This window comes from Citrobacter sp. Cc139 (assembly GCF_030334645.1).
GTDB classification, from domain to species: Bacteria; Pseudomonadota; Gammaproteobacteria; order Enterobacterales; family Enterobacteriaceae; genus Citrobacter; species Citrobacter werkmanii.
Genome location: NZ_JAOWDM010000092.1, coordinates 360,765 through 378,048, shown reverse-complemented (window position 1 = coordinate 378,048; position 17,284 = coordinate 360,765). Strand labels below are relative to the sequence as shown.

The window sequence follows — 17,284 nt, the reverse complement described above, 5'->3', positions numbered from 1 at the left end:
TGATGTTTTCACTCGTTTGCATTGGTTATTTTATTTTAAATCATAAGGTTAAGTTGTTATCTCGGCGTTTATCTGAAAAAAATGCAGAAAAAAGGGCGTGTTAAACGCCCTCAAATGAAAATTAACGCAGAGAGGTTTGTTGATAGGCGTAGACATCGCCCTCGGGCACAAACTCCAGTCGATGGGTAATGCAGGCCGGGGCGTCTTCAGCATGGTGGGAGACAAACAGCAGCTGGGTTTCGCCTTCACCGATCAGTACATCCACAAACCGACGAATCAGTTGGCGATTGAGCGGGTCCAGGCCTTGCAAAGGCTCGTCGAGGATTAACAAAGTCGGGTGTTTAACCAGCGCACGCACAATCAACGCCAGCCGTTGCTGCCCCCAGGAAAGACTGTGGAACGGCGCATCCGCGGTACGTTTATCCATGCCCAGAATATCCAGCCACTGCTGGACCAGTTTGTGCTGTCTGTCAGAGACGGCCTGATAGATGCCGATTGAGTCAAAGTAGCCGGAGAGAATCACGTTGCGTACCGTCGTACTGACCCGGTAATCGAGATGCAGGCTACTGCTGACGTAGCCGATGTGTTTTTTAATATCCCAGATAGTTTCACCACTACCCCGACGGCGGCCAAACAGCGTTAAATCGTTGCTGTAACCCTGGGGGTGATCGCCGGTGATTAAACTCAGTAGGGTTGATTTTCCCGCCCCGTTGGGGCCGACGATTTGCCAGTGCTCCCCCGGATTTACCTGCCAGCTCAGATGATGCAGGATAGGGCGATCGTTATACGATACGGTGCCATCGTTGAGCACAATCCGCGGCTCGTTATCGGACAGCGTGCGACGGACCGAAGGCTCGTCCGGCTCGGGTAATTGGATGCCTTCCAGGCGTTCACTATGGGCAAGTTGAGCGATTAATGCCTGTTGCAGAAGGTCTGCTTTTGCGCCGGTTTCAGTCAACGTGCAATCGGCAAGTACGCCGGTAAATTGCACGAACTCGGGAATCTCATCAAAGCGGTTAAGCACCAGTACCAGCGTAAAACCGGTCTGGTGCAGTTCAGCGAGCAGTTCTGCTAACTGGCGACGGGACGCCACGTCCAGCCCGTCAAAAGGCTCATCAAAGATCAGTAAATCCGGTGCGGACATTAACGCCTGACAGAGCAGGGTTTTGCGTGTTTCACCGGTGGAAAGGTATTTGAAACGCCTGTTGAGCAGGGAAGAAATACCAAACTGCTGCGCCAGCGCAGCGCAGCGAGTGGGGTCGTTGACCTCATCCTGAATGATTTCTGCGGTGGTACGCCCGGTGTCATCTTCACCGGGGCTGAGAAGATCGGTGTTGTTTCGCTGCCACTCGTCGCTGACCAGCTTTTGTAGCTGCTCGAAGGAGAGACGGGTAATACGTGTAAACTGACAGTGCCGCTCACCTTTCAGTAGCGGCAATTCTCCTGCCAGCGCACGGGCCAGCGCGGATTTCCCGCTGCCGTTAGAGCCCACAAACGCCCAGCTATCACCCGCGTGTAATGTCAACGCATCTAACTGGAGCGTTTTTGTGTCGCTAAGACGAAACGTGCCTTGCGAAATTTGCAATGATGACATTTTGTATCCCATTATTTGCAGCAATTAATGACAGGGATACGTGTTCTTCAGGCTAATGTCAATTAACTCAGCACAGCGTCGCAATAATCACTTTGTCAGCATTAAAATATGCTGTTGCGTTAGCACCTTCCGCTAAAGCGTGAGTCTGTTCCACTGGCAGCGTCGCACACAGCGTCTGGCCGTCTGGCAACGTCATTAACACCTCACATTGTTCTGCGCCACGTTCGATATGACTGATCGTTCCATGCAACTGATTATCAGCGGCCTGAGCGATAGCCTCGTCCTGGGTAATGCCTACCCACGGTGCTTTCAACAGAATTAATACTTCTTTGCCTTCCTCAAGACCCAAACGCTCACCGCTTTGCGCAGTAATCGCCACCTTCAGACGCGTTTCGCCATCGGCCAACAGGACGTCGACATGCTGTTGAACCTGATCGTGGTTGCGAGCGGTAATCGTGCCAAACCATTGGTTACGGGCGCTGGTTTGCAGTGAAAAGCGGGAAATGGCTGCCAGCAGGCTATTGAGCGGCAGCGCATCGTCATCGCTCAACACATCAAACGCTTTTTGTTGAATTTGTGCGAGCAAATCATACAGTTGGATCAGACGCTGGCCGTAACGCGTCAACACCGCGCCGCCGCCGCCTTTACCGCCGGTGGCGCGCTCAACCAGCGTTTGCTCACTGAGCTGGTTCATTTCGTTAATCGCGTCCCAGGCGCTTTTATAACTGATACCCGCATCCTTCGCGCCCTGACTGATGGAGCCGGAAAGCGCAATGTGCTTGAGCAGAGAAATGCGACGGGGATCGGCAAACAGTTTTTGCTGAAGTTTCAGCGTAAGAAGGATTTCGGCCTGCATCACAAGCTCCTGGCAAAAAAGGGTATTGTGACGGAAAACCGTGTGCGCGCAAAGCCAACCGCACAAAAGGGGAGTGCTTTTCTGCGTGATGTGGTTAGAATACAACTAAGGACTATATCTGGAGTTGACCATGTTAGAATTATTGAAAAGTCTGGTATTCGCCGTAATCATGGTACCTGTGGTGATGGCCATCATTCTGGGTCTGATTTACGGATTGGGTGAAGTGTTCAACATTTTTTCCGGTATCGGTCAGAAAGACCAGTCCAGACAGAATCATTGATTCCCCAAACGCCCGCTCAGTCGGGCGTTTATATTTTTGCCTTTCAGCCCGTTTTCTCTGGCAACAGTTTCTCAAGATCCTGCTTCTCGTGCCGATATTTTCATGGTGTAACCTCTAATTGGTATCAATAACCGCTGGGAAAATTCTGGCTTAACCGTTATATTTGCGCGTACATAACGAAACTCAAAGGAGCTACAGATGGCACGCACATGGTTACGCTTGTTTGCAGGGGCGACGCTTTCTCTTTCTGTCGCAGGACATGCATTGGCGGATGAAGGGAAAATCACGGTATTCGCAGCGGCTTCGCTCACCAACGCGATGCAGGATATTGCGACGCAATACAAAAAAGAGAAGAACGTTGACGTCGTCTCCTCTTTTGCCTCTTCTTCTACGCTGGCGCGTCAGATTGAAGCAGGCGCGCCTGCTGACCTGTTTATTTCTGCCGATCAGAAATGGATGGATTATGCGGTCGATAAAAAATCGATGGATACCGCCACGCGTGCAACGCTGTTAGGCAACAGTCTGGTGGTGGTGGCGCCGAAAGCCAGCGCCCAGCAAGACTTTACTATCGACAGTAAAACCAACTGGACCCGTTTGCTGAATGGTGGACGCCTGGCTGTCGGCGATCCGGAACATGTTCCGGCAGGCATTTATGCCAAGGAAGCACTGCAAAAATTGGGCGCATGGGATACTCTGGCGCCGAAACTGGCACCTGCGGAAGACGTTCGCGGTGCGCTGGCGCTGGTAGAACGTAACGAAGCGCCGCTGGGGATCGTCTATGGTTCCGATGCTGTCGCCAGCAAAGGCGTCAAGGTTGTCGCGACCTTCCCGGAAGATTCACACCAAAAAGTGGAGTACCCTATCGCGATTGTTGATGGGCACAAAAACGCAACGGTCAGCGCGTTCTATGTTTACCTGAAAGGACCGCAGGCTGCTGAAATTTTTAAACGTTATGGATTTACGACCAAGTAATGATACTGACCGATCCTGAATGGCAGGCCGTCATACTGAGCCTGAAAGTTTCTTCCCTGGCCGTGTTGTTTAGTCTGCCGTTTGGGATCTTCTTTGCCTGGCTGCTTGTGCGATGCACCTTCCCGGGTAAAGCGCTGCTCGACAGCGTTCTGCATTTGCCGTTGGTGCTGCCGCCGGTGGTGGTGGGGTATCTGTTGTTAGTCGCCATGGGGCGGCGCGGGTTTATCGGTGAGCGGCTGTATGACTGGTTTGGCATCACCTTTGCCTTTAGCTGGCGCGGTGCGGTGCTGGCTGCGGCGGTGATGTCTTTCCCTCTTATGGTGCGGGCCATTCGTCTGGCGCTGGAAGGCGTCGACGTCAAGCTGGAGCAGGCGGCGCGTACGCTCGGGGCCGGACGCTGGCGCGTATTCATGACCATTACCTTACCGCTGATGTTGCCCGGCATTATTGTCGGGACGGTGCTGGCGTTCGCGCGTTCCCTCGGGGAATTCGGCGCAACGATTACCTTTGTCTCCAATATTCCTGGCGAAACCCGCACTATCCCCTCGGCGATGTATACCCTGATCCAAACGCCTGGCGGCGAAAGCGCAGCGGCAAGGTTATGCATTATTTCTATTGTATTGGCGCTGATTTCACTGCTGATTTCTGAATGGCTGGCGCGTATTAGCCGTGAGCGGACGGGGCGATAATCATGCTGGAACTTAACTTCTCCCAGACGTTGGGAACACATTGCCTGACGCTCAACGAAACGCTGCCTGCCAGTGGGATTACCGCTATTTTTGGTGTTTCCGGCGCAGGGAAAACGTCGCTGATTAACGCTATCAGCGGCCTGACGCAGCCGCAGTCCGGACGTATTGTGCTTAACGGTCGGGTGTTAAACGATGTTGAAAACGGAATCTGCTTAACGCCTGAAAAGCGTCGGGTGGGCTATGTATTCCAGGATGCGCGTCTGTTTCCCCATTATAAGGTGCGCGGTAACCTGCGTTACGGTATGGCGAAAAGCATGGCCGGGCAGTTTGATAAGCTGGTGGCGCTGCTGGGCATTGAACCGCTGCTCGATCGCCTACCGGGAAGTCTTTCCGGCGGCGAAAAACAGCGCGTTGCCATTGGTCGGGCGCTGCTTACCGCGCCAGAGTTATTGCTGCTTGATGAACCGTTAGCCTCACTGGATATTCCGCGCAAACGCGAACTGCTACCTTATCTGCAACGTCTGGCGCGTGAAATTAATATTCCGATGCTGTATGTCAGCCACTCGCTTGATGAAATTTTGCACCTGGCAGACAAAGTGATGGTGCTGGAAAACGGGCAGGTTAAAGCATTTGGTTCGCTGGAGGACGTCTGGGGGAGTAGCGTAATGCATCCCTGGCTGCCGAAAGAACAGCAGAGCAGCATTCTGAAAGTCAGCGTGCTGGAGCATCATCCTCACTATGCGATGACCGCGCTGGCGCTGGGCGATCAGCATCTGTGGGTCAACAAGCTTGAGCAGCCGCTGCAATCCGTGCTGCGCATTCGCATTCAGGCGTCTGATGTTTCGCTGGTACTCCAGCCGCCGCAGCAGACCAGTATTCGTAACATACTGCGTGCGAAGGTCGCCCAGTGCTATGACGATAACGGTCAGGTGGAAGTGCAGCTTGAGGTGGGCGGGAAAACGCTGTGGGCGAGGATCAGCCCGTGGGCCAGGGATGAGCTTGGCATCAAACCTGGCCTGTGGCTGTACGCGCAAATTAAGAGTGTGTCGATCACCGCCTGATTACAGCAGGTGGGTGTAGATAAACTTCGCGATGCTGTCGGTGGTATTGTCACCAATCACGATGTTGGCGCGGGCTTTGACCGCGTTATCAGCGTTACCCATCGCCACGCCGGTGCCTGCGGCTTCCAGCATGCTGATATCGTTAAAGTTGTCGCCAAAGGCGATCACATTTTCCATTGACCCACCCTGCGCTTCGATCCACTGAGTAAGACGTCGCCCTTTGCTGTTACCTTTACGGGCAATGTCGACTTGATCGTGCCAGGACCATTCACACTCCAGCCCCAGTTGTTGTTCAACGTCTTTACCAAACTGCTGCAGTTTTGGAATATCTTCGTCGGTCAGGGCAAATTTCCACACGGCGTTGACATCATGCGCGGCCTGCGACAGCGAAGGAACCTGGGTGAAGGTTGGGCGCTGTTCCGGCGGTAGCGTTTGCGCCCAGTTAGCGGTACGCACCACATGCCCGGTCGGACGCTCATACAGCATGGCCTCGTCAACATACATCAGTCCATGAATTTGATGTTCATCCAGCATTTCGATGAGCTGCAATGCCTGGTCAACCGGGAGAGGATCGGATTCCAGTACCTTTTTTGCATGATAATCATACAAGTAAGTGCCGTTGCAGCAAATTGCAGGTGTATCCAGCGCCAGTGCCTGATAAAAAGGATGAATAGCAACGTGATGGCGACCTGTGACAATGATAAGTTGGTAGCCTGCTTCTCTGGCGCGTGAGAGCGCTTCAAGAGAGGATGGCAACAAGGTCTTTTTCGGGGTCAGTAAGGTACCGTCTAAATCCAGGGCAATCACGCGTGCGGTCATAGGTTTTTCCAGATTAAGGTTGAGAATTGTGTCTGCTGGAATGGTACACCGAGACGGGAGCCGGACAAAATTCTGAGTCTTGATTAAGCATTCACCGTTAAAAGCGTCTACCTTAGGCGTGTGTCAGGCAATTGCAGCCACCTGCCAACAAGCAAAGGAGTATTCATGAAACAAACCGTTTATACCGCCAGTCCTGAGAGTCAGCAAATTCATGTCTGGAGCCTGAATCACGATGGGTCTTTGACGCTGACCCAGGTGGTTGATGTACCGGGTCAGGTACAGCCGATGGTCGTCAGCCCGGATAAGCGCTATCTCTATGTCGGTGTGCGTCCGGAGTTTCGTGTTCTGGCATATCGTATTGCGCCTGATGACGGTGCGCTGACCTTCGTTGCGGAGTCTGCGCTGCCGGGTAGTCCGACGCATATTTCTACCGATCATCAGGGGCGCTTCGTGTTTGTCGGTTCCTATAATGCGGGCAGCGTCAGCGTCACGCGTCTGGAAAATGGTCTGCCGGTGGAGCTCCTGGATGTGGTTGACGGTCTGGATGGTTGCCACTCGGCCAACATCTCTCCGGATAACCGTACTCTGTGGGTTCCGGCATTGAAACAGGATCGTATCTGTCTGTTTGACGTCAGTGATGATGGTCATCTGGTCGCGCAGGAGCCGGCAGAAGTGACCACCGTGGAAGGCGCGGGTCCGCGTCATATGGTGTTCCATCCGAATAAGCAATACGCCTATTGCGTGAATGAGCTGAACAGCTCTGTTGACGTCTGGGAACTGAAAGATCCGCACGGCAAAATTGAATGCGTACAGACGCTGGATATGATGCCTGCTGATTTCTCCGATACCCGATGGGCGGCAGATATTCATATTACGCCGGATGGTCGTCATTTGTATGCCTGCGATCGTACCGCCAGTCTGATTACGGTGTTTAGCGTCTCAGAAGACGGAAGCGTGCTGACTAAAGAAGGCTTCCAGCCGACCGAAACGCAACCACGCGGTTTTAATATCGACCACAGCGGTAAATACCTGATTGCCGCCGGGCAAAAATCTCATCACATCGCGGTGTACGAGATAGCTGGCGAACAAGGATTGCTGACGGAGAAAGGTCGTTACGCGGTAGGACAAGGCCCGATGTGGGTGGTGGTTAACGCGTACTAATATTGCGTCTAATGCCGGATGAGTATCCGGCACATTGCCCGGCAGAGCATGAGTCTGCCGGGTTTACATCAGAGAATGGCAATTACTGCTTAGGCTCTGCAACCACTTTGCTACCAATACCGCGGTTGTTGTATTCCCACATGCGGTTGAAATTGGTGTCGTTCAGGTTGCGCTGGATTTCGCCTTTATCATCTTCCGCGCCGGTATTACCGGTAAAGGGATGTTTTGAGATAACGCTGTCAGCCCACGGTTTCGCCATGTTAAAGCCTTCGTTAATCACGCTGTCGCGAATAACCACCTGTCCATTGGTGTTAGAATCAACATCCAGCGAGCGGCCCAGTTGCGCCACGCCATCACCACTTGCCGTGAAGCGGCTATTGATAGCCAGGAAACCGTAGTAGATGTTTGACAGGGTAGCCGGTGCAAACACGTACGCTTCCTGCTGGGTACGGGAGTTCACAACGCGGAAATCGGTGTTATCGAATACCACCGCGCCACGACCAGACACGATATCCACATCGCCTTCAATGTAGCTGTTCGTCACCAGCGTACGCGGCTGACGATCGTTTTCCAGACGGTTTTGTACGCCGCTATTGGTCACGAAGAAGGTGTTCTGGCGACCCAGGATGTTGACGTTGTTGATCTGTACTTTATCGCCATCGGTACGCAGTGCGACTGCCGGATGGTTCCCTGCATCAACGCTATCACCGAGGTTGTTTTCAATGGTCAGGTTCTGCAATTGCAGACCGTTATTTTGCGACCAAACGACCGCAGAACACATCACGCCAATATTGGTGCCGCGCTTGCTCTGGCAATTATCAAACATATACCACGCTGGTTTGCCCGGCATATATTTACCGCCCGGGTTCACCGTACGACGCCAGTCAGCGGTGCTCATATCACCGTCAATGGCCTGGCCAATTTTCACATCCAGCGGTTTTTCGCCAGTACCGTAAAGCGTCAGGCTACCTGTCGCTGCCGGGATATAGACCGTGCCCTGATATTCGCCCGGCATGATCGCGATGTACTGACGTTTGTTGGTACGTTTGATGATTGCCGCATCAACCGCGGCCTGAATGCTGGTATGCGTCACGCCCTGGGTACCTGCCGGGCCAACGACAAAGTCAGGCTGCGCGGGCAAAGTAATAGCAGAAGGGCTCCACGGCGCGGTGTTTGGCGTCAGCGCGGAAAAATAGTGCGCGGCGACGAAGTTTTTCGCTTCATTGGCCGACAGAATCGGGCGCGAAGCGGTGCCTGGCGCGGTCTGATCGGAAGGAATTTGATCGGGCGGTGTAGAGCTACAGGCGGTCAGCGTCACGCCAAAAGCCATTGCCAGCGCCAGACGGGAAACTGATGATATGTTCACAGGTTGCTCCGGGCTTTGAAAGTTATCCATTGAAGCCTGCTTTTTTATACTAAGTTGAGCGAAACGGGAAGGTTAAAAGGTAAAAAGTTCTTTTTTATCGCCGTAATGCCCGGCGCGGAGAGACCTTATATCACAAATAGATAACAATTATGCTCATCCAGGTTGACAACATCCGCCGAATCAAAAATAAATGTCTATACAACTTATGACAAGTGGTGAGTCAAATGCAGCAATTCTTCCCTGATGATGTTATCTGGCGCAATGTTCGCCTGGCGACCATGGATCCTGAACGTGATAACCCGTATGGGCTGGTGGATGGACATGCGTTGATCGTCCGCCAGGGTAAGATTCGCGCTATTGTGCCGGAGTCTTCGTTATACCTCACACATGACAATACTCTTGATATGCAGGGCCGGCTGGTGACGCCTGGCCTGATCGACTGCCATACGCACCTGGTCTTTGGCGGGAATCGCGCAGGTGAATGGGAGCAGCGGCTTAACGGTGTTTCTTATCAGCAGATAAGCGCCCAGGGGGGCGGTATTAATGCCACCGTGTCGGCGACCCGTAGCGCCACTGATGAACAACTTCTTCATATAGCGCATCAGAGAATGGAGCGGTTAATCAAAGAAGGCGTTACGCTACTGGAAATAAAGTCTGGTTATGGTCTGGATTTGCAGACAGAAGAGAAAATTTTACGTGTGGTGGCAGCGCTGGCGGCGGAGGATGTGATTGAAATAAGCCCGACGCTGTTGGCCGCCCATGCTACCCCTGCGGAATACCGGGGCGATCCTGACGGCTATATTACGCTGGTATGCGAGACTATTTTGCCGCAGTTGTGGGAGCAAGGGCTGTTCGAGACCGTCGATCTGTTCTGCGAAAGCGTCGGTTTTACGCTGGCGCAAAGTGAGCGGGTGTTTCAGGCCGCTCAGGCGCTGGGCATCCCGATCAAAGCGCATGTTGAACAACTGTCATTGCTCGGCGGCGCTCAACTGGTGAGCCGCTACCACGGTTTATCCGCCGATCATATTGAATATCTCGATGAAGCGGGCGTGGCGGCGATGAGCCAAAGCGGTACGGTTGGGGTGTTGTTGCCCGGCGCTTTCTATTTCCTCAAAGAGCAACAGCGTCCGCCGGTAGAGCTGTTACGGCAATATCAGGTGCCGATGGCGGTGGCGACCGACTTCAACCCTGGCACCAGTCCGTTTATCAGTCTGCACTGGGCGATGAACATGGCTTGCGTCCAGTTTGGCTTAACGCCGGAAGAAGCGTGGGCTGGCGTCACCCGTCATGCGGCCCGGGCGCTGGGACGTCATGCCTCTCACGGTCAATTGAAGGCCGGGTTTGTGGCTGATTTTGTGGTGTGGGATGCCGAACTCCCGGTCGAGATCCTCTATGAGCCCGGGCGTAACCCGCTCTACCAACGTGTATTCAAAGGACAACCTGCATGACTAACTGGCAACCTGCGTCTCCTGCGCTATGGCAGGGGCGAGATGACCGCGCCGAGTCGCCGACTGCGCTGCGCCTGTTTCAGACTATCACGCTGAGTCCGGCGTTTTCACCGGAAATGCACTCTGAGCAGATAGCGCTACTTGGTTTTGCCTGTGATGAAGGCGTTAAACGTAATCAGGGGCGTACGGGAGCCGCCGGAGCGCCAGATGCGCTACGTAAAGCGCTGGCGAATTTAGCCAGTCACGACGGGCATCAGCGGCTGGTGGATCTGGGGAATATTGTGGCGCAGGCCCCCGATCTTGAGGGGGCGCAGCAAGCGCTACGCAAGGCGGTACAGCGCTGTCAGCAGGCGAAAATGCGTACCCTGGTACTGGGGGGAGGACACGAAACCGCGTTTGCCCATGGCGCTGGCGTGCTGGATGCGTTCCCGCAGGCAAAAGTGGGCATCATCAATCTCGACGCGCATCTCGATTTGCGTCATGCCGAACAGGCCACATCTGGTACGCCGTTTCGCCAGCTGGCGCACCTTTGCGATGAACAGCAACGCGGATTTCACTATGCCTGTATCGGCGTCAGTCGGGCGGCAAATACCCAGGCGCTGTGGTATGAAGCGCAGCGGCTTGGTGTCACGGTGGTGGAAGATTTGCACTGTGATTCGGCACAGGCCCAACTGGCGCAGTTTGCCTCTGGCGTGGATGTCATCTATCTGACTATCGACCTTGACGTACTGCCGGTTTGGGAAATGCCCGCGGTGTCAGCGCCCGCCGCGCTGGGCGTACCGTTGGCGACGCTGTTGGGGCTGATTGAACCCCTTTGTCGTAGCGGTAAACTGCAGGCGGTGGATATGGTTGAATTTAATCCACGCTTTGACGATGATGGCAGAGCGGCACGCGTTGCGGCGCGATTAGGCTGGCAAATCGCGCACTGGTGGCGCTGACATGCCTGAGGGCGTTACGCTTATCAGGTTCGGGTAATGTCTGTAAACTATACCCATTCACATTTCAGCTTAAGGAAGGCACACGCATGCTCCCATCCCGTTCTGCTCCAGCTCCTTTTTACGAAAAGGTAAAGCAGGAGATCAGCGAAAAGATTGCCAGCGGTATCTGGCAAGCTCACGATCGTATCCCGTCTGAAGCAGAGCTGGTGGCACAGTATGGTTTTAGCCGCATGACCATCAATCGGGCGCTGCGTGAGTTAACGGATGAGGGGTTGCTGGTGCGTTTGCAGGGGGTGGGGACGTTTGTCGCCGAGCCAAAAGGCCAGTCTGCGCTGTTTGAAATTCGCAGTATTGCGGATGAAATCAACGCGCGTCAGCATCAGCACCGCTGTGAGGTTCTGACGCTGGAAAGAACCCAGGCAAATGCGCAGCAGGCTTTAGTGTTAAACGTTAAAGAAGGCACCCCCATTTTTCACTCCATCATGGTGCACTACGAGAACGATTTGCCGGTACAAATTGAAGATCGCTGTGTCAATGCGGAGATTGTGCCGGAGTATCTGGCGCAGGATTACAGCCAGACCACGCCTCACGCTTACCTGTCGCTGATCGCCCCTTTAACGGAAGGTGAGCACATTGTCGAAGCGGTACGCGCCAGTGCGGAAGAGTGCGCGTTGCTGAAAATCAAAGAACACGATCCCTGCTTGCTGATCCGCCGCAAAACCTGGTCCGCATCATCCATTGTCTCTCATGCCCGTTTGCTGTTTCCGGGTTCCCGCTATCGCCTGCAAGGACGGTTTATGTCCTGATGTCGGGATACCAAAACCGTGATTGCTGACGCAATATAATAAAAATGTATCTTAATTGTTAAAATCACCCTTGCAGCAACTTGTATAGACAAGTATATGTTACTTATCTATACGACGTTCGCGAGGAGTTTTCTGTCATGTCCCATAGCAAATATCGTCAGCAGGATATTCGTGCCCCGCGTGGCACTACCTTAACGGCCAAAAGCTGGCTGACCGAAGCGCCGCTGCGCATGTTAATGAACAATCTGGATCCCGACGTGGCGGAAAATCCGCATGAGCTGGTGGTATACGGCGGGATTGGTCGCGCCGCACGTGACTGGGCGTGTTACGACGCCATCGTCAATGCGCTGACGCAACTGGAGAGCGATGAGACCCTGCTGGTCCAGTCGGGTAAACCGGTCGGTGTGTTCAAAACCCATGACAATGCCCCGCGCGTACTGATTGCTAACTCCAACCTGGTTCCGCACTGGGCAACCTGGGAACACTTTAACGAGCTGGATGCCAAAGGGCTGGCGATGTACGGTCAGATGACCGCCGGGAGCTGGATCTACATCGGCAGCCAGGGCATCGTGCAGGGGACGTATGAAACCTTCGTTGAGGCCGGACGTCAGCATTATCAGGGTAACCTGAGCGGACGCTGGGTGTTAACCGCCGGGCTGGGCGGCATGGGCGGGGCGCAGCCGTTAGCCGCGACGCTGGCGGGCGCATGCTCGCTGAATATTGAATGTCAGCAAAGCCGCATTGATTTCCGTCTGCGTACCCGTTACGTGGACGAGCAGGCGACATCGCTGGACGATGCGCTGGCGCGTATCGATAAGTACACCCGTGAGGGTAAAGCGGTTTCCATTGCGCTGTGTGCGAATGCCGCCGACGTTGTGCCGGAGCTGGTGAAACGTGGTGTGCGTCCGGATATGGTGACCGACCAGACCAGCGCCCACGATCCGCTGCATGGTTATCTGCCGTCCGGCTGGAGCTGGGAAGAGTATCAGGCGAAAGCGGTGTCCGATCCGCAGGGCACGGTGCAGGCGGCGAAACGCTCAATGGCAACGCATGTCGAAGCGATGCTGGCCTTTAGCAAAATGGGCGTACCGACGTTTGATTACGGCAATAACATTCGCCAGATGGCCAAAGAGATGGGCGTGGAAAACGCCTTTGATTTCCCCGGTTTTGTGCCAGCGTATATTCGACCGCTGTTCTGTCGTGGCATTGGCCCGTTCCGCTGGGTGGCGCTTTCCGGCGATCCGCAGGATATTTATAAAACCGATGCCAAAGTGAAAGAGATCGTCGCTGACGATAAACACCTGCATCACTGGCTGGATATGGCGCGTGAGCGGATTAACTTCCAGGGCTTACCGGCGCGTATCTGCTGGGTCGGCCTGGAATGGCGGCAGAAGCTGGGGCTGGCGTTTAATGAAATGGTGCGCAGCGGCGAAGTGTCCGCGCCAATTGTTATTGGTCGTGACCATCTGGACTCCGGCTCCGTTGCCAGCCCGAACCGCGAAACCGAAGCCATGCGCGACGGGTCTGACGCCGTATCCGACTGGCCGCTGCTGAATGCGCTGCTGAACACCGCCAGCGGCGCGACGTGGGTGTCATTGCACCACGGCGGCGGAGTGGGAATGGGTTTCTCCCAGCATGCCGGGATGGTCATTGTTTGTGATGGCACCGATGAAGCCGCTGCGCGTATTGCCCGGGTATTGCATAACGATCCGGCTACCGGTGTAATGCGCCACGCTGACGCCGGATATGATATTGCGGTGGAATGTGCCGTTGAAGAAGGGCTGAATTTGCCGATGGTCGCTGCGACGCAGGGGAAACGCTGAGATGAATACCATGACATTAACGCCGGGCCAACTGACTTTTGCACAACTTCGTGACATCTGGCAGCAGCCGGTCCAGCTAAGCCTTGATGCCAACGCGATTGACGCCATTAATGCAAGCGTCGCCTGCGTCAATAACATTGTTGCTGAAGGCCGTACGGCATACGGCATTAATACCGGTTTTGGCCTGCTGGCGCAGACCCGTATCGCCACAGAAGATTTGCAGAATTTACAGCGCTCGTTGGTGCTTTCTCATGCGGCTGGCGTCGGCGAGGCGCTGGACGACGCGATGGTGCGTCTGATTATGGTGCTGAAAATCAACAGCCTGGCGCGCGGTTTTTCCGGTATTCGCCTGAGCGTGATTGAAGCGCTGATTGCGCTGGTGAATGCCGGGGTGTATCCGCTGATCCCGGCGAAAGGCTCAGTGGGGGCATCGGGTGACCTGGCGCCGTTGGCGCATATGTCTCTGACGCTGCTGGGTGAAGGGAAGGCGCGCTGGCAGGGGGAATGGCTCCCGGCGACCGAAGCGCTGAAAAAGGCCGGGCTGGAGCCGATAACGCTGGAGGCGAAAGAAGGGCTGGCGTTGCTTAACGGGACTCAGGCTTCGACGGCTTTTGCGCTGCGTGGACTCATTGAAGCTCAGGAACTGTTTGCGTCGGCGACGGTGTGCGGGGCGCTGACCACCGAAGCCGTTTTGGGCTCCCGTCGTCCGTTTGACGCGCGGATTCATGCCGCGCGAGGACAACGCGGACAGATTGACGCCGCGGCGCTGTACCGCCATGTGTTGACGGATTCCAGCGCGCTTTCGCAGTCGCATCATAACTGTGAAAAAGTACAGGATCCGTATTCCCTGCGCTGTCAGCCGCAGGTGATGGGGGCATGTCTGACGCAAATGCGCCAGGTGATGGATGTTCTGCTGGTGGAAGCCAACGCGGTTTCCGACAACCCGCTGGTGTTTGCCGAAGAAGGCGATGTGATTTCCGGCGGCAACTTCCATGCTGAACCCGTGGCGATGGCGGCGGATAACCTGGCGCTGGCGATTGCGGAAATCGGGGCATTATCGGAGCGACGCATTGCGTTAATGATGGATAAACACATGTCGCAACTGCCGCCTTTCCTGGTGAAAAATGGCGGAGTTAACTCCGGCTTTATGATTGCGCAAGTCACGGCTGCCGCGCTGGCGAGCGAGAACAAAGCGCTGGCGCATCCGCACAGCGTAGACAGCTTACCGACCTCCGCCAACCAGGAGGATCATGTGTCTATGGCGCCGGCGGCGGGTCGCAGGCTGTGGGAGATGGCGGCGAATACGCGCGGCGTGATTGCCGTCGAGTGGCTGGCGGCGTGTCAGGGAATCGATCTACGTGAAGGGTTAACCTCAAGTCCATTGCTGGAGCAGGCGCGCCAGGCGCTACGCGAGCAGGTTGCCCACTATACGCAGGATCGCTTTTTCGCCCCGGATATTGAGTCCGCGACCGAACTGTTAGCGCAAGGAACGTTGTTGAAATTGCTGCCCGAATTTCTGTAGAAAATTGCCTGATGGCGACGCTAACGCGTCTTATCAGGCCTACGATCTGCTTTGTAGGCCGGATGAGGCGAAGCCGATATCCGGCCCAACAGAGATTAACTAAACATTGCGGTAATCGAGGCGCTGGCGAGCGAGTGGAAGTGAACATTAAATCCAACCATCGCGCCGCTGGCGTCCTCATCGACATCAATACGCTCTACATCCAGCGCGTGAACCGTAAAGATATAGCGATGAGTTTCCCCCTTCGGCGGCGCTGCGCCGCCATAACCGGCTTTACCAAAATCCGTACGGGTCTGAATCACCCCGTCCGGCAGTGCAACCAGCCCGGAGCCGAAGCCTTGCGTGAGAACGCGGGTATCCGCAGGCAGATTAACGACTACCCAGTGCCACCAGCCGGAGCCGGTGGGTGCATCAGGATCGTAACAGGTCACGACAAAGCTCTTAGTCCCGGCGGGCACATCATCCCATGCCAGATGCGGGGAAATATTATCCCCGTCATATCCCATGCCGTTAAAGACGTGACGATGCCCAAGCTTCTCCCCATCGCGCAGATCGTTACTGATTAGTTTCATACTGACTCCTCTCGTTAGCCAAAAAGTGTAGCCAGAAACCGTAGAGCTTACCGCTGTTTAATCGCTAAAAAATGTTGCATGGCGCACAGCCTCATTGACGGCTTGCGTAAGGCGGCGCAACTGCTCGGGCTGGATAATGTACGGCGGCATCAGATAGATCAGCTTACCAAACGGTCGTACCCACACGCCTTGTTCGACAAAGAACTTCTGTAGTGCCGCCATATTTACCGGCTGGGTGGTTTCTATCACGCCGATGGCGCCGAGCACGCGCACGTCGGCGACCCGGCTGGAGTCTGCCGCCGGGGCGAGTTCTGCACGCAACTGCGCTTCAATGGTCGCGACCTGCGAGCGCCACTCGCCGGTGTTGAGTAGCGACAGGCTGGCGGAGGCGACGGCACAAGCCAGCGGATTGCCCATAAAGGTCGGACCGTGCATGAAGCAGCCCGCTTCGCCGTTGCTGATGGTTTCTGCGACCAGACGGGTGGTCAGGGTCGCGGAAAGGGTCATCGTTCCGCCGGTTAATGCTTTGCCGAGACACAAAATATCCGGCGTAATATCGGCGTGTTCACAGGCAAACAGCTTGCCGGTGCGGCCAAATCCGGTGGCAATCTCATCGGCAATCAGCAGGATGCCTTCCCGGTCGCACATCTTACGGATACGCTTTAACCACTCAGGATGGTACATGCGCATACCGCCAGCGCCTTGCACAATTGGCTCGAGGATCACCGCCGCAATCTCGTGACGATGCGCGGCCATCAGGCGGGCAAAAGGCACCATGTCCAGTTCGTCCCACTCGCCGCCCATGCGGCTTTGCGGCGCAGGCGCAAACAGGTTTTCCGTCAGATACCCTTTCCACAGACTGTGCATTGAGTTGTCGGGATCGCAGACCGACATCGCGCCGAAGGTATCGCCGTGATAGCCGTTACGAAATGTCAGGAAACGCTGACGAGATTCCCCTTTGGCCTGCCAGTATTGCAGCGCCATTTTCATCGCCACTTCCACCGCGACCGAACCTGAATCCGCGAGAAAAACGCACTCCAGCGCTTCGGGTGCCATGTCCACCAGTTGGCGACACAGCGTAATGGCCGGGGCATGGGTAATGCCGCCAAACATCACGTGCGACATGGCGTCAATCTGCGTTTTCATTGCGGCGTTCAACTGCGGATGATTGTAACCGTGGATTGCCGCCCACCAGGATGACATCCCATCAATGAGCCGCTCGCCGCTGGCTAAAATCAGTTCACAACCTTCGGCCCGCGCCACCGGATACACCGGCAATGGGGAGGTCATGGAAGTGTAAGGGTGCCAGATATGGCGTTGGTCAAACGCAAGATCGTCCGTTGTCATAATCGACTTGTAAACCAAATTAAAAAGATT

16 protein-coding genes are annotated in these 17,284 nt (G+C 55.1%); 10 read left to right on the top strand and 6 right to left on the bottom strand.

Annotation, left to right across the window (positions count from 1 at the left end; all coding sequences use genetic code 11):
- Positions 1–121 precede the first annotated feature (121 nt).
- Complete coding sequence (modF, locus tag OGV69_RS20950) at positions 122–1,594, bottom strand: molybdate ABC transporter ATP-binding protein ModF (protein WP_069323189.1); 1,473 nt, start codon at positions 1,592–1,594, stop codon at positions 122–124.
- A 67-nt stretch (positions 1,595–1,661) separates the two neighbouring features.
- Positions 1,662–2,450, bottom strand: coding sequence for a molybdenum-dependent transcriptional regulator (modE, locus tag OGV69_RS20945; RefSeq protein ID WP_069323190.1), 789 nt, complete (start codon positions 2,448–2,450; stop codon positions 1,662–1,664).
- A gap of 130 nt (positions 2,451–2,580) precedes the next feature.
- Between modE and OGV69_RS20940 the strand changes: the two genes are divergently transcribed.
- The 4 genes from OGV69_RS20940 to modC all read left to right on the top strand — a co-directional run bounded on the left by OGV69_RS20940 (position 2,581) and on the right by modC (position 5,452).
- Positions 2,581–2,730 (top strand): AcrZ family multidrug efflux pump-associated protein, encoded by a 150-nt coding sequence (locus OGV69_RS20940; RefSeq protein ID WP_003023026.1) that lies wholly within the window; start codon positions 2,581–2,583, stop codon positions 2,728–2,730.
- 198 nt (positions 2,731–2,928) lie between these two features.
- The gene (modA, locus tag OGV69_RS20935) at positions 2,929–3,702 is read left to right on the top strand and encodes a molybdate ABC transporter substrate-binding protein (protein ID WP_227408983.1); all 774 of its coding nucleotides are present in this window, start codon (positions 2,929–2,931) and stop codon (positions 3,700–3,702) included.
- Positions 3,702–4,391 carry a molybdate ABC transporter permease subunit gene (gene modB, locus OGV69_RS20930; RefSeq protein ID WP_038638996.1) on the top strand — a complete coding sequence of 230 codons (690 nt, stop codon included), beginning with the start codon at positions 3,702–3,704 and terminating at the stop codon, positions 4,389–4,391. The genes modA and modB overlap by 1 nt, the downstream gene beginning before the upstream one ends.
- Before the next feature lie 2 nt (positions 4,392–4,393).
- Positions 4,394–5,452, top strand: a complete 1,059-nt coding sequence (modC, locus tag OGV69_RS20925; RefSeq protein ID WP_038638999.1) for a molybdenum ABC transporter ATP-binding protein ModC — start codon at positions 4,394–4,396, stop codon at positions 5,450–5,452.
- Here modC and OGV69_RS20920 read toward each other — a convergent pair whose 3' ends face one another.
- Positions 5,453–6,271: a pyridoxal phosphatase gene (locus tag OGV69_RS20920; protein WP_069323192.1), complete on the bottom strand. Its 819-nt coding sequence runs from the start codon at positions 6,269–6,271 to the stop codon at positions 5,453–5,455.
- Positions 6,272–6,436: 165 nt separating this feature from the next.
- Here OGV69_RS20920 and pgl point away from each other — a divergent pair, with 165 nt between their 5' ends.
- Positions 6,437–7,432: a 6-phosphogluconolactonase gene (gene pgl, locus OGV69_RS20915; RefSeq protein WP_038639009.1), complete on the top strand. Its 996-nt coding sequence runs from the start codon at positions 6,437–6,439 to the stop codon at positions 7,430–7,432.
- Positions 7,433–7,514: 82 nt separating this feature from the next.
- Here the strand turns inward: pgl and OGV69_RS20910 are convergent, their stop codons facing one another.
- Positions 7,515–8,798 carry a putative acyl-CoA thioester hydrolase gene (locus OGV69_RS20910; RefSeq protein ID WP_069323359.1) on the bottom strand — a complete coding sequence of 428 codons (1,284 nt, stop codon included), beginning with the start codon at positions 8,796–8,798 and terminating at the stop codon, positions 7,515–7,517.
- Between the two features lie 224 nt (positions 8,799–9,022).
- Here OGV69_RS20910 and hutI point away from each other — a divergent pair, with 224 nt between their 5' ends.
- From hutI to hutH, 5 genes are all read left to right on the top strand, one after another.
- Entirely contained in the window at positions 9,023–10,246 is a 1,224-nt protein-coding gene (gene hutI, locus OGV69_RS20905; protein WP_069323193.1) for an imidazolonepropionase, read from the top strand.
- The gene (gene hutG / locus OGV69_RS20900) at positions 10,243–11,184 is read left to right on the top strand and encodes a formimidoylglutamase (RefSeq protein ID WP_069323194.1); all 942 of its coding nucleotides are present in this window, start codon (positions 10,243–10,245) and stop codon (positions 11,182–11,184) included. The genes hutI and hutG overlap by 4 nt, the downstream gene beginning before the upstream one ends.
- Positions 11,185–11,270: 86 nt before the next feature.
- Positions 11,271–11,990 carry a histidine utilization repressor gene (locus tag OGV69_RS20895; protein WP_038639017.1) on the top strand — a complete coding sequence of 240 codons (720 nt, stop codon included), beginning with the start codon at positions 11,271–11,273 and terminating at the stop codon, positions 11,988–11,990.
- Positions 11,991–12,127: 137 nt separating this feature from the next.
- Entirely contained in the window at positions 12,128–13,813 is a 1,686-nt protein-coding gene (gene hutU / locus OGV69_RS20890; protein ID WP_069323195.1) for a urocanate hydratase, read from the top strand.
- Between the two features lies 1 nt (position 13,814).
- On the top strand, positions 13,815–15,335 hold the full coding sequence (gene hutH / locus OGV69_RS20885) for a histidine ammonia-lyase (RefSeq protein ID WP_069323196.1): 1,521 nt from the start codon (positions 13,815–13,817) through the stop codon (positions 15,333–15,335).
- A 95-nt stretch (positions 15,336–15,430) separates the two neighbouring features.
- On the opposite strand, the gene OGV69_RS20880 is transcribed toward hutH, so the two are convergent.
- On the bottom strand, positions 15,431–15,907 hold the full coding sequence (locus tag OGV69_RS20880; protein WP_038639028.1) for a kinase inhibitor: 477 nt from the start codon (positions 15,905–15,907) through the stop codon (positions 15,431–15,433).
- Positions 15,908–15,964: 57 nt separating this feature from the next.
- Positions 15,965–17,254: an adenosylmethionine--8-amino-7-oxononanoate transaminase gene (bioA, locus tag OGV69_RS20875; protein ID WP_069323197.1), complete on the bottom strand. Its 1,290-nt coding sequence runs from the start codon at positions 17,252–17,254 to the stop codon at positions 15,965–15,967.
- Between the last annotated feature and the right edge of the window lie 30 nt (positions 17,255–17,284).

Coding starts and splice junctions, on each gene's coding strand:
- modF (WP_069323189.1), bottom strand. CDS start 1,594: ATGTCATCATTGCAAATTTCGCAAGGCACGTTTCGTCTTAGCGACACA.
- modE (WP_069323190.1), bottom strand. CDS start 2,450: ATGCAGGCCGAAATCCTTCTTACGCTGAAACTTCAGCAAAAACTGTTT.
- OGV69_RS20940 (WP_003023026.1), top strand. CDS start 2,581: ATGTTAGAATTATTGAAAAGTCTGGTATTCGCCGTAATCATGGTACCT.
- modA (WP_227408983.1), top strand. CDS start 2,929: ATGGCACGCACATGGTTACGCTTGTTTGCAGGGGCGACGCTTTCTCTT.
- modB (WP_038638996.1), top strand. CDS start 3,702: ATGATACTGACCGATCCTGAATGGCAGGCCGTCATACTGAGCCTGAAA.
- modC (WP_038638999.1), top strand. CDS start 4,394: ATGCTGGAACTTAACTTCTCCCAGACGTTGGGAACACATTGCCTGACG.
- OGV69_RS20920 (WP_069323192.1), bottom strand. CDS start 6,271: ATGACCGCACGCGTGATTGCCCTGGATTTAGACGGTACCTTACTGACC.
- pgl (WP_038639009.1), top strand. CDS start 6,437: ATGAAACAAACCGTTTATACCGCCAGTCCTGAGAGTCAGCAAATTCAT.
- hutI (WP_069323193.1), top strand. CDS start 9,023: ATGCAGCAATTCTTCCCTGATGATGTTATCTGGCGCAATGTTCGCCTG.
- hutG (WP_069323194.1), top strand. CDS start 10,243: ATGACTAACTGGCAACCTGCGTCTCCTGCGCTATGGCAGGGGCGAGAT.
- OGV69_RS20895 (WP_038639017.1), top strand. CDS start 11,271: ATGCTCCCATCCCGTTCTGCTCCAGCTCCTTTTTACGAAAAGGTAAAG.
- hutU (WP_069323195.1), top strand. CDS start 12,128: ATGTCCCATAGCAAATATCGTCAGCAGGATATTCGTGCCCCGCGTGGC.
- hutH (WP_069323196.1), top strand. CDS start 13,815: ATGAATACCATGACATTAACGCCGGGCCAACTGACTTTTGCACAACTT.
- OGV69_RS20880 (WP_038639028.1), bottom strand. CDS start 15,907: ATGAAACTAATCAGTAACGATCTGCGCGATGGGGAGAAGCTTGGGCAT.
- bioA (WP_069323197.1), bottom strand. CDS start 17,254: ATGACAACGGACGATCTTGCGTTTGACCAACGCCATATCTGGCACCCT.